This window comes from Halomonas sp. AOP43-A1-21, from assembly GCF_052376775.1.
In the GTDB taxonomy this organism is placed as follows: domain Bacteria; phylum Pseudomonadota; class Gammaproteobacteria; order Pseudomonadales; family Halomonadaceae; genus Vreelandella; species Vreelandella colorata.
This window is the reverse complement of the sequence record NZ_JBQSWC010000026.1, coordinates 56,891-71,147: the sequence shown is the minus strand read 5'-3', so window position 1 is coordinate 71,147 and position 14,257 is coordinate 56,891. Positions and strand designations below refer to the sequence as shown.

The window sequence follows — 14,257 nt, the reverse complement described above, 5'->3', positions numbered from 1 at the left end:
GTCACGGTGCGAATATCGAGCTTGGTATGCAGCTCGCGCAGTTTATTGGTGTCGGTATCGACCACGGTGATGTCGTTTTCCTCGCGGGCGAGGTGCTCCGCCAGGGTACCGCCGACCTGGCCGGCGCCGAGAATGATGATTTTCATAGAGTTGTATCCTCATGGCCAGGCTCGATGTAGAGCCGATAACCAATGCCGGGTTCGGTTTGAATAAGCGTAGGGAATTGCGAGTCATCGCTTAGCTTTTGGCGCAGTTTGCTGACCACAATCCGCAGGTAATGAGTGTCTTCCCTGTGGCTGGGGCCCCAAATATCGCGTAAGAGCTGGGTTTGGGTGACAATTCTTCCAGCATTGGCCATCAGCTGAGCAAGCACGGCAAACTCTTTAGGCGTCAGGTGAATGTCACGGCCGTTGAGCGTGATTTGATAAGCCGCCGTATCAAGGATTAGACCAGCCTGCTGATAGCGCTGCGGATGACGTTGTGGCGCCTGGCGGCGCAACAGCGCGCGGATGCGTGCCAGGAGCTCCTGGATACCAAAGGGCTTGGTAACATAGTCATTGGCGCCGTTATCCAGGGCATGGACTTTCTCTGCCTCGTGACCGCGTACCGACACGACAATAACCGGAATAGCGCTGCGCTTTCGAAGAGTCGCCAGCACTTGTTGACCATCCATATCGGGCAGCCCCAAGTCCAGCAGAACAAGCGCAAAAGCCGTCGGCTGGGCGTTGAATAACGCCAGCCCCTGTTGGCCGGTGCTGGCCTCGGCTACCTCAAAACCTTGCGAACTCAGGCTGATGCGCAGGAAGTGACGAATTTGTGGCTCATCATCAATAACCAGAACTTTTCCATGATCACTCATCCACAGCTTCCTCGTCAGTAGCAGCCTTGTGCGGCGCCGTAAGGGGAAGCGACATGACAATGCGGGTGCCAAGGCCATTAGATCCTTCATCAACGTAAACGCTCCCACCATGAGCGCCCAGCATGCCCCGGCATATGGCTAACCCCAGGCCGCTACCGTGTAGGCTGCGATCACCGCTGTTGCCGATAAAGAACATTTCAAACACCTGCTGACGCATTTCAAACGGAATACCTGGCCCCTGGTCGGTTACGGAAAACTGCAGCGTCTGAGCATCCACGTTGTGCTGGGCCGCAATCACAATAAGGCCGTTAGGTGGTGAAAAACGCGCCGCGTTTTCCAATACATTGATGAGTGCTTGTTCGATCAGCGCGGGATGGGCATACAGCAGCGGAAGTTCCGGGCTCCACGCTTGCTCGACCCGGCAGTGATCAAGTGCTGTGCCCAGGCGTTTGCACGCCGAGGCCACAATATCGTCAAACGCAATCCAGTCACGCTCGATTTTTAACTCGCCATGGCCCAGGCGCGTCATATCCAGCAGATTCTGGATATAGCGGTTAAGGCGTTCGCTTTCACTGAGCACGCCGTCTAAAAGCTCGATCCGGTCCTGCTGAGTCAGTTGGGCATCCAGGGTGCGCAGTGAGCTGGCGGCACCAATGATTGACGCAAGCGGCGTACGCAGATCATGCGAAACGGACGCCAGCAGTGCCGAGCGCAGCCGCTCTTGCTCTTCAGCCAGACGGGAGGCATTGAGTGCCAGCATACGTTGGCGGCTATCGCCTGCCACCTTGCCCACCACAATGGCAATCAGCAGGAAAAAAAGCAGGGTTAAAAGCTGTTCACGGTCGGCAACGGCCAGGGAAAAGTGGGGCGCCGTAAAACAGAAGTTAAAGGTTAAAAAGCCCACTACTGCACTTAATAGGGCGGCATAGCTGCTGGCCAGAATGGCGCAGGCCAGTACGGCGGTTAAAAAAAGCAGCGAAAGGTCAGCTAATGCAAGCCAGGTATACAGCCCCCAGGCGACCAGCAAGGCAGCCAGATTGCTTATCACTACGCTAAGGAATTCCTGCCTATTGGGCAGTCTAGGCGTTACGGGCAGTATCATTGTTCACCTTTATTCATAAGCTATTAGTCATCAGCTATTAATCACAAATTATCGACGCCAGAACATGGGTGTCAGCAGCACGATGACGGTCAGAATTTCCAGGCGCCCCATTAACATGCCGATGCATAAAAACCACTTGGCGGCGCTAGGCAACGGGGCGAAGTTGCCCGCCGGGCCAATCACATCGCCAAGCCCTGGCCCTACGTTGGTAACCGCGGTGGCCGCACCTGAAAGCGCAGTGATTAAATCCAGCCCCAGTGCGGCAAGGCTTAAAGCCAGTAGCGCAATGGTGATAAAGAAGAAAAATGAAAAGGCCATCACGCCCCGCGAAATATCGCTGGTGACCGGCTGCTGGTTATAGCGCGTGGTAAATACTCCGCTGGAATGAATCAGATAATGAAGCTGGTTACGCAACATCAGCATGGCAATTTGCAGACGAAAAATTTTCATGCCGCCACTCGTCGAGCCGCTGCAGCCACCTACAAACGTCAGGTAGAAAAACGCCATGATCGGCAATGCTCCCCATAGGGTGTAGTCATCTGAGGCGTAGCCAGTAGTGGTCACCACCGAGATCACGTTAAACGTAACGTGGGTAAAGGCTTCAAATGCCAGCGTACCCTGGGTGATGCGCCATACGCTTAGAACCATGATCGCGATCGACAGAAGTTTTAATAGCCCACGTACCTGCTGGTCTTGCCATAGCGCCGTTTTAAAACCCCGCAAAAACCGGATATAGAGCACGAAGGGAAGAGCGCCGCTTAGCATAAACAGGCTACCCATCCAGAGTAGCCAGGGCTGGTCGGCGTAGGCACCAAACGAGGCGTCGGAGTTGGCAAAGCCGCCGGTCGCAAGCGATGTCATTCCATGCACCACGGCGTCAATGGGCGTCATGCCGCCTAACCAGTAGCTCACCATGGCCAGCAGTGTCAGGCTGACATAAACCCCGAGCGTAGCCTTCGCAATGCCGCCGGTGCGCGGCATGACCTTATCCGACCAATCGGAGGATTCAGTATGGAACAGCCGCATGCCGCCCACTTTCAAAAACGGCAGAATCGCGATGCCCATCACAATAATGCCGATGCCGCCCATCCACTGCATTAGCCCGCGCCATAGCTTTAAACCGTCTGACAGCGTGTCGATACCTACCATCACCGTCGAACCGGTCGTGGTGATCGCTGATACGGACTCGAATACCGCATTGGTAAAGCTTAATTGCGGTGCGCCAAGCACCAGCGGCAGGCTGGCAAAGCCGCTGATACTGGTCCAACTGGCGACCGTCAAAATGAACATTTGCCAGGGCTTGAGTTCAAGCGGCGCGCGAAAGGTTATTAACCAGGTGCAGGCAACGGTCGTCAGCACGGCCAGTATGGCGATACCAAATGCCCGCGCGTCCTGCTCATGCTCCACCACCAGCACACCCCAAGGCACCAGCATAAACAGGGCAAGCACCAGCCAAAGCACTGAAAGAATTTTAAATATCGGTGCCCAATGTCGATATAACTCCCGACTACGGTAGAGCGTGGGGGCTAAGAGGTACATGCGTTACCTGCTGTGTAAGTGCCTTGTCGGGAGTATCACACCATAGCGAGGTATAAAAAGTACGTAAAAATAAGGCCGGCTAATGAGTGTTCGTAAAACGTCGGCAGAGCCTGAGCAAAAGTGCTATTAGTTGGCTACTCCCGTAAAGGGTGGTTTGTGCGCGGTGCAAAACGTAAAGTGAGTGTGAGGGCGGTTTTTACAAGACGAGCATTTGATTAAGGTCTTTTTGTAGTAAAATTACATTTAATATTGCTTTTGTTACCGCTTATTAGGTAGTTTTTAGGTAATCTAACCACCAAAGTGGTTCAGCAATCATAGGAGCAGAGATGAGCAAGTCATATGCCTCCCCAGGTGCCCCGTTAGGTGACCGTGATCATGCCATTGATTTGGCGCTTTTTGGGGCGCTGGGCGACCTTGCCATGCGCAAGCTGTTTCCTGCTTTATACCACCTTGATCGTGAAGGATTGATGCCGGAAGCCACGCGCATCATGGGGCTGGCCCGCCAGGAGCACGATCTGGCGGAATTTCGTGAGCTTGTTAGTGGCGCACTGCGTAAGCGGCTGAAAAGCAGTGAGCTGGATGAAGAGAGCTTTGAGCGTTTTTTAAATCGCCTGGATTACCGGCAGCTCGACTTTACGACGCTGAAGGGTTTTGAGGCCATTCGCCAATGGCGTGAAGGCGCAAACCATCCCATGGTGGTTTACCTTTCAGTTGCCGCGCGTATTTATGGCGATATTTGCCACAACCTTCAAGAAAGCGGCAGCGTGGATGACAATACACGCGTAGTGGTTGAAAAGCCGATTGGTTACGACCTTCGCTCATCGGAAGAAATTAACGATGCCATTGGCGCTGTCTTCCCCGAGTCCCGGGTGTATCGCATCGATCACTATCTAGGTAAAGAGACGGTTCAAAACCTGATTGCGCTGCGCTTTGCCAATCCGCTGTTTGGTACCCAGTGGAACCAGAACCATATTTCTCACGTTGAAATTACCGTGGCGGAAAAGGTCGGTATAGAGGGCCGCTGGGGCTATTTTGATGATGCAGGCCAGCTGCGCGACATGGTGCAAAATCACCTTCTGCAACTGCTCTGCCTGATTGCCATGGACCCGCCCTCCAACCTGGATGCGGATGCCATTCGTGATGAAAAAGTAAAAGTGCTAAAAGCGCTGAAGCCGTTTGCCGGTGAGGCGTTGGGTCGCGATGTGGTACGCGGCCAATATATTGCAGGCACAAGCGATGGCCAGACGGTCCCCGGCTATCTGGATGAAGAGGGCGCCAATACGCAAAGCCAGACAGAAACCTTTGTGGCCATGAAAACGGAGGTCTCCAACTGGCGCTGGGCGGGCGTGCCTTTCTATCTGCGTACCGGCAAGCGCATGCCTGAAAAGCTTTCCCAAATTGTGATTCACTTTCGCCAGCAGCCGCACTATATCTTTGACCCGGACCAGCGCGATATTGCTTCCAACAAGCTGATCATCCGTCTGCAGCCGGAAGAGGGCATCGCCCTACAGGTGCTGACCAAAGACAGCGGCCTGGACAAAGGAATGCGCCTGCGCCCTGGCCCGCTGCATCTCGATTTTAATAGCGCTTTTCCTAAATCGCGTATTCCGGATGCCTATGAGCGCCTGCTGCTTGAAGTAATGAAGGGTCAGCAGTATCTGTTCGTACGCCGCGACGAGGTAGAACATGCCTGGCGCTGGTGTGATCAGCTGATCGCTGGTTGGCAGACCCGTGAAACCCCGCCGCGGCGTTATCCTGCAGGCTCCTGGGGGCCTGTGGCCTCGATTGCGATGATTACCCAGGATGGCCGCAGCTGGTACGAGGATTATTAATATGAGCCAATCACGTCAAAAGCTTGCCGAACAGCTCGCTGAAGCGGTCTTCCAGGCATTAAGCGAAGACCTCGAGCGTCAGGAGCGTGTGCTTTTAATTGTCTCCGGTGGCTCGACCCCGATTGCCTTTTTTAAAGCGTTGGCTGCCAAGCCGCTGCCCTGGTCACGCATCGACGTTACCTTGGCCGATGAGCGTTGGGTGGACGAGCAGAGCAGTGACAGCAATGCCAAGCTGGTGCGCGAGAACTTGCTGCAGGGCGAGGCGGCGGCTGCGAATTTTGTGCCTCTGACATCAAATGCCTCCACCCCTGAAGAGGGCGTGGCGGAAGTCGCCGAACGAACAGCATCCCTTGCCTGGCCTGCCAGCGTGGTCATCTTGGGGATGGGAGACGATGGGCATACGGCGTCGCTGTTTCCGGATAGTCAGGAGCTGGGGCTTGCGCTGTCAACCAATGAACCGCTGGTGGCCGTGCGCACTCCCAGCCAGCCTCAGCCGCGGATTACTTTTTCTGCTGGCCACCTGCATCAGGCCCATCGGCATATCCTGCATATCACCGGTGACGATAAGCGCACCGTATTGGCAAATGCCCTAAACGGCGACGACGTAAGGCAACTGCCGATACGCGCATTTTTATCCTGCCCACTGGCTATTTACTGGGCACCTTAATAGTCAATTAATAACAAATTGTTTGGAGACTCACTATGTCAATTGATAAACAGCTACCTTCAACCCGTACCGCCGAACTCGACAGCATTTGCCACAAGGCAGAAGTCATTCCAGTGATTACCATTGAGCGTCTTGAAGACGCCGTGCCGCTGGGCCGAGCCTTAGTCGAAGGTGGCTTAAGCGTACTGGAAATTACCCTGCGTACCGACTGTGCTCTTGAAGCGATCAAGCGTATGAAGAAAGAGCTGACCGGTGCCAGCATTGGCGTAGGCACCGTGTTGACTCCTGCGCAATACCGCCAGGCTGAAGAAGTGGGTGCGGATTTTGTGGTATCGCCCGGCACGACCGAAGCGCTTTATCGCTATGGCATCGAAAGCCCGGTGCCCATGCTGCCCGGCGTTTCAACCGTGTCTGAGCTAATGACCGGCTGGCAGTACGGCTACCGGCGTTTTAAATTCTTCCCGGCGGAGTCCAGCGGCGGTGTCAAAGCATTGAAAGCCTTCGGCGCGCCTATTCCGGGTGCAAGGTTTTGCCCAACGGGCGGTATCACGGTTGATAACGCTGCCTCTTACCTGGCGCTGCCCAACGTTATGTGTGTGGGCGGCTCGTGGTTGACACCCAGCAAGCTGGTTGAAGCAGAGGACTGGGACGCTATTCGCAAGCTGGCGCAAGAGGCTGCCGAGCGTTTCCACCACTAATCCTTTTTAATTCGAATGCAAATACCCGCCGGGCAGGTTTATCCTGCCCGGTTTTTTTACGTGTAAATCAATGAGGTTAGCTACGACCAAAGGCGGATAACACGTAAATCCTCAGGTCAACTAAACTCCGGATATATATAATATGTCAGACATTTTTTTTGCGTGCTTGGCATACGAGCGTGAACCACTTACCAACATGGAGTAAGTTAGTATGCATATGCTGACCTTGGCGTCTTTCCTGTTTTTTACAGGGTTAGTCGCTTTTGTTACGTGGCGTATTACGCACCGTGATGACCATTCCAGTACCAGCGGCTACTTTCTGGCTGGTCGTTCGCTTACCTTCCCGCTGATTGCGGGTTCGCTCTTGATGACCAACCTTTCCACCGAGCAGATGGTGGGGCTTAACGGAGCAGCGTTTGCCGATGGTCTAAGCGTTATGGCCTGGGAAGTGGTCGCGGTGATTGCGCTAGTTGCTCTGGCGCTGTTTTTCCTGCCGCGCTTTTTGAAAAGCGGTATTGCCACACTGCCTCAGCTGCTTGAAATTCGGTTTGATAAAGACACCCAGCTGATTACCAATATTATTTTCCTGATTGCCTACGCGGTTATTCTGCTGCCAATCATTCTCTATTCTGGCGCTATTGGCCTGCAGGGGATGCTTGATCTGCAGGGGCTAACCGGTATCGAGTCTTCTACCACGCTGCTTTGGTTAACGGTCTGGATCGTCGGTATTATCGGCGCGGTGTACGCGCTGTTTGGTGGCCTGAGAACGGTTGCGGTTTCCGATACCTTGAACGGCATCGGGCTGTTAATCGGCGGCTTTGTAATCGTCTACTTCGGCTTACAAGCGGTAAGTGGCGGTACGGGTATTATGGAAGGCTGGAGCATCCTTAAAGAGAGCGACCCGGAAAAGCTGAACTCAATTGGTGGCTCGGAACAGCAGGTGCCATTTTTCACTCTGTTCACCGGGGTATTTCTGATCAACCTGTTCTACTGGAGCACTAACCAGCAGATCATTCAGCGCACCTTTGCCGCCAAAAACCTGGCGGAAGGCCAAAAGGGCGTGCTGTTGACTGGGCTCTTCAAGCTGTTGGGGCCGCTTTATCTGGTGCTGCCGGGCATCATTGCCTATCACCTTTACGCCGACCAGGGCGTGCGCGCCGATGAAGCCTATGGCCATCTGGTGTTTAACGTGTTGCCGCCTTACTTAACCGGCTTCTTCGCAGCCGTCATGGTTGGGGCCATTCTGTCTTCGTTTAACTCAGCGCTTAACAGCACCACGACGATTTTCAGTCTGGGTATCTATAAGGGCGTGTTAAATAAAGATGCCACCGAGCAGCAGGTCGTTAAATCGGGCAAGGTCTTTGGCTGGATCATGGCGGTGATTACCATGATTATTGCACCGCTTCTGGCCGGGCAGGATAGCCTGTTTGGTTATCTGCAGAAGATGAATGCGATCTACTTTATTCCGATTCTCGCGGTCGTTCTGGTAGGTCTGCTGACCAAGCGGGTACCTCCCATGGCGGCTAAAATTGCTCTGGTGGGTGGTTGTTTGCTGATCGCGGCAGGCTACTTCGTACCACCCTTTACCCTCCTGCCAGAGATTATGCACGAGTTCCATTTTGTGGCACTGGTGTTTGCGCTGTTAGTAGCGGTAATGCTGATTATTGGCAAGTTGCGCCCGCGCGAAACTGACTGGGTGCAAGAACACACCGGCGATGTTGACCTGACCCCTTGGAAAGGCGCGGTACCCGCAGGCATTGTGCTGGTGGTGCTGGTGATCGTGATGTATATAAGCTTTGCGGGTTAATTGCCCAACGGGCTATTAAAAGCTCAAGCATCGCTGTTAACCCCCAAAAGTAAGGCCCCGCTAGCATTCGCTAGCGGGGCCTTTTGGTTTAGCGGCCGTGTTATTTAGGTAAGCCGAAGCGGCGGCTCGGCAAGCCCGGCTATATCGAGTTGCACTGAAAAGAGCGCGCCAGCGTCAGGCTCTTGGGCAAGCTGATCTGGGGTAAAGCCTTCTTGGGCGGTGGTGATAAACAGCGTTTTAAGGTCAGCGCCGGCAAACGCCGGGCAGGAGGGCTGGCTGGTAGGCAGGTCAATACGGCCAATGACTTGACCTTGTGCATTTAAGCGCACTACTTGTCCGGCGCCCCAGAGGGCCAGCCATAGACAGCCTTGGCTATCCATCACGGCGCCGTCCGGGTTGCCGGTATGGTTGGAAAAATCAGCAAATGGCACGGGGTCATCAATGGGCCAGCCCTGATCATCCAGCGCCCAGCGCATCACCATGCCGGTCGGTGTATCGGTAAAGTAAGCGGCTGCACCATCGGGTGAAAAGCATAGCGCATTGGGAATGGTAAGCCCGGTGCGTAGCTTTTCAAGCTTGCCGCGATGCAGGCGGTAGAGGCTGCCCGCATTAGGCTCGGCCTGCTTGCCCATGCTGGAAAGCCACAGGCTGCCATGGCGATCAACCCGCGCATCATTGCTGCGCGTAACGGGGTTGTCGGCTTCAAAATCGGCAAAGTGAGTGGCTGTGCCGCTATCAGGCTCGAAGCGCGTCAATGAATGCTCACCGACCAGCAGCAGGCCACCATCGTCAAGCGGGGCGGCAAGCGAGACTTTTTGATCCAGCAGGTAATGACCGCTCTCCGCCGTAGCGGGGGAGTGCCAGTGAAGTCGTTTGCCCAGGATATCGCACCAGTAAAGCCGCCCACTGCTGGCATGCCACTGAGGGCCTTCCCCTAGCTCGCAGCGTGAATCTACGCTAAGTTCGGCCTGCCAGGTGGAGATATTCATGCATTGGCTCCTGCTTTCCAGGCGGCGACCAGCGCCTGTGCCTGTTGGCTTACCTGAGACGCCGTTTGGCCTGGTTTGTATAGCGCGCTGCCCAGCCCGGCGCCATCCACGCCTGCCGCTTGCCAGGTAGCAAAGTTATCGATACCCACGCCGCCCACGGCATACAGCAGCGTGTCGCTGGGTAGCACGGCGCGCACCGCTTTCATGCCCTCAAGACCTACCTGAACGGCCGGGAATAGTTTTAGGCCCGTGGCACCAGCCTCCAGCGCATCGAACGCTTCTGAAGGTGTGACAATGCCCGGCCAGCTGGCCATACCCAGTCGATGGGTTTCTTCAATCACGCTGGGGCGGCAGTTTGGCGAGACAATCAGGCGCCCGCCAGCAGCATGCACATCGCGCACCTGCGCGGGCGTGAGTACGGTGCCCGCGCCAATCACCGCTTGCTCGCCAACGGCATCTACCAGGCGGCGAATGCTCTCTAACGGGTCTGGAGAGTTGAGGGGCACTTCAATCTGCGTAATGCCTGCGGCAAGCACCGCGCGAGCAATCTCAACGACTTCATCGGGCGTTACACCGCGTAAAATACCGATCAAAGGTAACGTCATAGCACAATCTCTCCATTATCCGTTAGCATCAAGAAGACGGCCTTAGTGTGGCAGCGCCTGATGGGCAAGCTTAAGGCCTGCCAATACGGCGGTGTCGCCATCCAAATAGTGTGTCTGATAGCCGATAGCATTGAGCGCCATGGTGTAGCGCTGGCAAAGGGCCTGATTGCCTATCAGGGTGATCGGCTCATCGCTTGGGCGTGATTGGCAGGCACCGGATAGCTCAAGGCCGATGGCGAGCCCCGAAAGCCTAGCCGCGAGCACCGCTCCCCGCGTTTTGCCCACAGGCAACTCGCCGTCGAGTAAATCCTGCGCGCGCAGCCCAAAGAGGCAGCTACTAAACGTTTCGGGCGCGGCATGTGCTTCGCTCACCGCGCCAATAAACGCCGCGCGGCAGGCGGGGTCATTTAGCGCATCGTTTCCAATTGAGTGCTTGAGAACCGACTGGTTGGCCAGCAGTTGATAGAGTTCACCCGTAAGGTAGGTGGTGAACTGAGTTACCGCACCCGAGTCCAGGGTTGCCCATTTGGAATGGGTGCCCGGCAGGCAAGCAAGGCCGGAAAATTCAGGCGTATCGGCCACCAGGCCCGCAAGCTGGGTCTCTTCGCCGCGCATCACATCGAAATGCCGCGAACCACTGCGAGACTGGCTTAATCCGGGCAGCAGATAAACGCGTAGCTGGCTGCCTGTCAGGGTGGGTATGACGGCCCCTTGACTGAGCTGATCCAAAGGCGTGGGCACCGGTAGGTAGGCCGCTTCCTGCCAGCCTTGTCGGGCGCCCGCCATGCCGCAAACCATCACTTCTACCCCGTTGCTTGTAGGCAGCCAGGGGCTAATCAGGCGCAGCAATTCAGCTTCGTACTCGTCGGGTTTAAGCGAGAGCATGCCTTTATCGCTGCTGCTTTGGGCAATAACGTTGCCTTGCTGATCCATCCCCCAGGCGCGCAGATTGCTCGAGCCCCAGTCAACCGCCACCCAGGCAAGCGGACGGCTCTGCTCGTTAGTCATCTCCGCGGCGCTAGTTTCTATGGAGTTAGCTTTTGTGGAGTTAGTTTCTGTGGATTGCATGGATTACCACTCCGCAATTGAGCCATCTTCGTGGGTCCATACCGGGTTGCGCCAGCGGTGGCCGGTTTTGGCACGCTCTTCCACAAAGGCTTCGTCAATTTCAACGCCCAGGCCCGGGCCTTGGGGAATGGCGCAGAAGCCGTCGGTGATACTCAAGGCCGTTTTATCCACCAGATAATCCAGTACATCGTTGCCCTGGTTATAGTGGATGCCCATGCTTTGCTCTTGGATAAACGCATTGTGACTCACGGCATCCAACTGAAGAGAAGCGGCAAGCGTCAACGGCCCCAGCGGGCAGTGGGGGGCGAGCGCAACGTCATAAGCGGAGGCGAGTGCGGCAATCTTTAACCCCTCGCTGATACCGCCGCAGTGGGAAATATCGGGCTGGATAATATCGATCATGCCGTCCTGGAGTAGGTCGCGGAACTGAAAGCGGGTATGCAAGCGCTCACCGGTCGCCAGGGGATAGCCCAGCCCGCCGGCAATATCTTTCAAGCACGGCAGGTGCTCCGGTGCGACGGGTTCCTCGACAAACATGGGATGAAACGGCTCAAGCTCCCGCAGTAGCGCCTTGGCCATGGGGCGGTGAACGCGGCCGTGAAAATCGATGCCGATACCCACATCAGGCCCAACGGCATCGCGCGCCTCACGAACCCGGGCTACGGCTTCATCAACCTTGCGGTGCGAGTCGACGATTTGCATTTCAGGCGTGCCGTTCATCTTGAAGGCGGTAAAGCCTTTTTCGACCAGTGCCTTGGCGCCTGCGCCTACGTCACTTGGGCGGTCGCCGCCGGTCCAGGCGTACATACGCATTTTGTCGCGTACCGCGCCGCCTAGTAGCTGGTGGACGGGTACGCCCAGATCACGTCCTTTCAGATCCCAAAGGGCCTGGTCGATACCCGCTATGGCACTCATTAAAATAGGTCCGCCACGATAGAAACCGGCGCGGTAAAGCGTGTTCCAGAGATGTTCGATACGGTGCGGGTCCTGGCCGATCAGGTAGTCGGAAAGCTCATGCACTGCGGCTTCAACCGTGGCCGCGCGACCTTCTATTACCGGTTCGCCCCAGCCGTAGCAGCCTTCATCCGTTTCAATTTTAAGAAATAGCCAGCGTGGCGGTACTTGCCAGGTCTTCAAGCGGGTAATTTTCATGTTTAGCTGTCCTCTTAAAGCGTCATTAGCGAAATAGTTATTTATGAGTTGGTTATTGGCGAATAATTAAGTAATGGGATAGCCATCATTAACTGACAATGCCGAGATCAATAGCGGTACGCCGCAACACCTCGCGGGCGGCAGTCTCGGCGGCGTGAGCATCGCAGGCTTTAATGGCTTCCAGCACGTGGCGATGGCGCGTCAGGCTGTCGTCCAGCGTTTTGATATCGTGCTGTGAGCGGTGCACCAGCGCCATGATAGAAGGGCGCAGTAAATGCCCCATTTGCCGCCAGACCAGGTTGTGGGTGGCGCGGTAAGTGGCGTCATGGAAGGCAACGTCATATTCAGCATGTTGGGCACGAGCGTCAGGGTTGCCTGCCGAGCGGCGCATGCCTTCAAAGGCCGCTTCAAGCCGGGCGATATCCTCCGCGCTTGCCGCTTGGGCCGCTAAGCCGGCAACGGTAGGCTCGGCTGAAAAGCGAAACGCGTAAATCGCGCGTACCAGCTGAGGGTCCAGGTTGACCAGTCCCGTCATCCACTCACTCATCAGTGGATCAAGCAGGTGCCATTCACCCATCTCACGTACCAGCGTGCCGCGGCCTGCCGTGCGCTCTAAAAGGCCGGTAGCCGTTAAGCTGGCTAACGCATTACGCACCTGGTTGCGGCTAACGACAAAATGTTTGCCTATATCCAACTCTTTGGGAAACAGGTCACCGGGCTGCCAGTGCCCGGCTAGCAGTGCTCTGGCGAGTAGGCGTGCCAGGTTTTCAGCCCCACCGGGGTGGGAGGGTAAGGCATCTAGCGTCATGGCATGTCTCAGTAAATGACGATCATGCCTAGAGCTTATTAAATGTCTGACATTTTAACAAGCAGACGAAAGTTGGTATGCAAAGAGCTGCAAGTGGTTAGGAACAGTTGTTATGAACGGTCGGTCTAGACAGGGCGCTTTAAAGCGCCCGCAGTGCGTCAATATCTGTTTGGGTAGGCAAGGCGGCGTAGGCGCCCGGGCGGGTAACGGCGTGCGCGCCGCAGCGGCAGGCTAACGCTACCGCCGCGTTTAGGAAGGCATGATCTTCATGCCAGCCGTGTGCAATTCCATATTGGGAGAGCTCTGCCAGCAGGCCGCCAATAAAGGCATCGCCACCTGCTGTTGTATCGACGGCCTGTACGCTGGGCGGCGCAATGCGCTGTCCGAGGGCGGCGCTTTTGAGCACAACGTCATTCGGGCCGTCAGTGATAAGAATGACCTTTACGCCAGCATCCAGGCGCTGAGCCAGCCACGCATCCTGAGTCTGCTCGCCGCGCAGGTAGTCAACCTCCTCAAGAGATACCTTAAGCAGCTCGGCAGTGTCTAAAAGCTGGGTCACCAAGCCCGTATCGGCCGCGGCATCTGCCCATAAGTTATGCCGCAGGTTGGCATCCACGCTAACCAGGCAGCCCGACTGCTTGGCCATTTTTGCCAGAGCAAGAGTGGTTTCGGCAATTTCTGGGTCGGTGAGGCTATTGCTGCATAGGTGAACAATGGCCGGTTTTTCAAATACCCCTGGCGGCAAATGATGAAGGCGGTAGAGCAGGTCGGCAGCCGGTGGGCGGTAGAAATCAAAGGTGCGCTCGCCCTGAGCATCACGTGAGACAAACGCGAGCGCCGTACGGGCTGCTTTGGTCAGCACAACGCCGTGGGTATTGACGCCGTGACTATCAAGTTCGCGAATCAGAAAGTGGCCAAACGTGTCATCGCCCACCATGCCTAAAAAACAGCTGGGTACTCCCAGGCGAGCACAGGCAACCGCCACATTAGCGGGTGCGCCGCCAGCGTAGGGGGTGAAGGTTTCCTGATGATCGTGTGTATCCCCCAGGCGACTAGAGAGCATATCGACGAGCGCTTCGCCAAAGGTAATCACAGAAATCATGGGCGTTCCTTGTTGTTATATTAGTTATT

At 55.8% G+C, this 14,257-nt stretch carries 14 protein-coding genes; 4 read left to right on the top strand and 10 right to left on the bottom strand.

From position 1 onward, the window contains the following. The 4 genes from ACT3R7_RS14630 to ACT3R7_RS14615 all read right to left on the bottom strand — a co-directional run. The coding region (locus ACT3R7_RS14630) for an NAD-binding protein (protein WP_496199267.1) at nt 1–146 on the bottom strand (146 nt) is incomplete at its 3' end. Next, on the bottom strand, nt 143–859 hold the full coding sequence (locus tag ACT3R7_RS14625; protein WP_193092462.1) for a response regulator transcription factor: 717 nt from the start codon (nt 857–859) through the stop codon (nt 143–145). The genes ACT3R7_RS14625 and ACT3R7_RS14630, both read right to left, overlap by 4 nt. Then, the gene (locus ACT3R7_RS14620) at nt 852–1,907 is read right to left on the bottom strand and encodes a sensor histidine kinase (protein ID WP_319643938.1); all 1,056 of its coding nucleotides are present in this window, start codon (nt 1,905–1,907) and stop codon (nt 852–854) included. Before ACT3R7_RS14620 ends, ACT3R7_RS14625 begins: the two co-directional genes overlap by 8 nt. Nucleotides 1,908–2,009: 102 nt before the next feature. Continuing rightward, entirely contained in the window at nt 2,010–3,500 is a 1,491-nt protein-coding gene (locus ACT3R7_RS14615) for a TrkH family potassium uptake protein (RefSeq protein ID WP_193092464.1), read from the bottom strand. A gap of 326 nt (nt 3,501–3,826) precedes the next feature. Here ACT3R7_RS14615 and zwf point away from each other — a divergent pair, with 326 nt between their 5' ends. The 4 genes from zwf to ACT3R7_RS14595 all read left to right on the top strand — a co-directional run bounded on the left by zwf (nt 3,827) and on the right by ACT3R7_RS14595 (nt 8,504). Next, complete coding sequence (gene zwf / locus ACT3R7_RS14610; RefSeq protein WP_193092465.1) at nt 3,827–5,332, top strand: glucose-6-phosphate dehydrogenase; 1,506 nt, start codon at nt 3,827–3,829, stop codon at nt 5,330–5,332. A 1-nt stretch (nt 5,333) separates the two neighbouring features. After that, entirely contained in the window at nt 5,334–5,999 is a 666-nt protein-coding gene (gene pgl, locus ACT3R7_RS14605; RefSeq protein ID WP_193092466.1) for a 6-phosphogluconolactonase, read from the top strand. A 35-nt stretch (nt 6,000–6,034) separates the two neighbouring features. Beyond that, a complete protein-coding gene (locus ACT3R7_RS14600) occupies nt 6,035–6,697 on the top strand; it encodes a bifunctional 4-hydroxy-2-oxoglutarate aldolase/2-dehydro-3-deoxy-phosphogluconate aldolase (protein ID WP_018917427.1) in 663 nt (220 codons plus the stop codon). A 211-nt stretch (nt 6,698–6,908) separates the two neighbouring features. Then, entirely contained in the window at nt 6,909–8,504 is a 1,596-nt protein-coding gene (locus ACT3R7_RS14595) for a solute:sodium symporter family transporter (RefSeq protein WP_018917426.1), read from the top strand. Nucleotides 8,505–8,608: 104 nt separating this feature from the next. Here ACT3R7_RS14595 and ACT3R7_RS14590 read toward each other — a convergent pair whose 3' ends face one another. The 6 genes from ACT3R7_RS14590 to ACT3R7_RS14565 all read right to left on the bottom strand — a co-directional run bounded on the left by ACT3R7_RS14590 (nt 8,609) and on the right by ACT3R7_RS14565 (nt 14,228). Further along, entirely contained in the window at nt 8,609–9,493 is an 885-nt protein-coding gene (locus ACT3R7_RS14590; RefSeq protein WP_193092467.1) for an SMP-30/gluconolactonase/LRE family protein, read from the bottom strand. Beyond that, nucleotides 9,490–10,098, bottom strand: a complete 609-nt coding sequence (locus ACT3R7_RS14585; RefSeq protein WP_192539099.1) for a 2-dehydro-3-deoxy-6-phosphogalactonate aldolase — start codon at nt 10,096–10,098, stop codon at nt 9,490–9,492. Before ACT3R7_RS14585 ends, ACT3R7_RS14590 begins: the two co-directional genes overlap by 4 nt. 42 nt (nt 10,099–10,140) lie before the next feature. Next, on the bottom strand, nt 10,141–11,166 hold the full coding sequence (locus ACT3R7_RS14580) for a 2-dehydro-3-deoxygalactonokinase (RefSeq protein ID WP_441675582.1): 1,026 nt from the start codon (nt 11,164–11,166) through the stop codon (nt 10,141–10,143). Between the two features lie 3 nt (nt 11,167–11,169). Next, nucleotides 11,170–12,318, bottom strand: a complete 1,149-nt coding sequence (dgoD, locus tag ACT3R7_RS14575) for a galactonate dehydratase (RefSeq protein ID WP_193092468.1) — start codon at nt 12,316–12,318, stop codon at nt 11,170–11,172. Between the two features lie 88 nt (nt 12,319–12,406). Beyond that, the gene (locus ACT3R7_RS14570; protein ID WP_192539097.1) at nt 12,407–13,126 is read right to left on the bottom strand and encodes a FadR/GntR family transcriptional regulator; all 720 of its coding nucleotides are present in this window, start codon (nt 13,124–13,126) and stop codon (nt 12,407–12,409) included. Nucleotides 13,127–13,265: 139 nt separating this feature from the next. Next, on the bottom strand, nt 13,266–14,228 hold the full coding sequence (locus ACT3R7_RS14565) for a carbohydrate kinase family protein (RefSeq protein WP_193092469.1): 963 nt from the start codon (nt 14,226–14,228) through the stop codon (nt 13,266–13,268). Nucleotides 14,229–14,257: the final 29 nt, after the last annotated feature.

Coding starts and splice junctions, on each gene's coding strand:
- ACT3R7_RS14570 (WP_192539097.1), bottom strand. CDS start 13,126: ATGACGCTAGATGCCTTACCCTCCCACCCCGGTGGGGCTGAAAACCTG.
- zwf (WP_193092465.1), top strand. CDS start 3,827: ATGAGCAAGTCATATGCCTCCCCAGGTGCCCCGTTAGGTGACCGTGAT.
- ACT3R7_RS14600 (WP_018917427.1), top strand. CDS start 6,035: ATGTCAATTGATAAACAGCTACCTTCAACCCGTACCGCCGAACTCGAC.
- ACT3R7_RS14625 (WP_193092462.1), bottom strand. CDS start 859: ATGAGTGATCATGGAAAAGTTCTGGTTATTGATGATGAGCCACAAATT.
- ACT3R7_RS14615 (WP_193092464.1), bottom strand. CDS start 3,500: ATGTACCTCTTAGCCCCCACGCTCTACCGTAGTCGGGAGTTATATCGA.
- dgoD (WP_193092468.1), bottom strand. CDS start 12,318: ATGAAAATTACCCGCTTGAAGACCTGGCAAGTACCGCCACGCTGGCTA.
- ACT3R7_RS14595 (WP_018917426.1), top strand. CDS start 6,909: ATGCATATGCTGACCTTGGCGTCTTTCCTGTTTTTTACAGGGTTAGTC.
- ACT3R7_RS14590 (WP_193092467.1), bottom strand. CDS start 9,493: ATGAATATCTCCACCTGGCAGGCCGAACTTAGCGTAGATTCACGCTGC.
- ACT3R7_RS14580 (WP_441675582.1), bottom strand. CDS start 11,166: ATGCAATCCACAGAAACTAACTCCACAAAAGCTAACTCCATAGAAACT.
- ACT3R7_RS14585 (WP_192539099.1), bottom strand. CDS start 10,098: ATGACGTTACCTTTGATCGGTATTTTACGCGGTGTAACGCCCGATGAA.
- pgl (WP_193092466.1), top strand. CDS start 5,334: ATGAGCCAATCACGTCAAAAGCTTGCCGAACAGCTCGCTGAAGCGGTC.
- ACT3R7_RS14565 (WP_193092469.1), bottom strand. CDS start 14,228: ATGATTTCTGTGATTACCTTTGGCGAAGCGCTCGTCGATATGCTCTCT.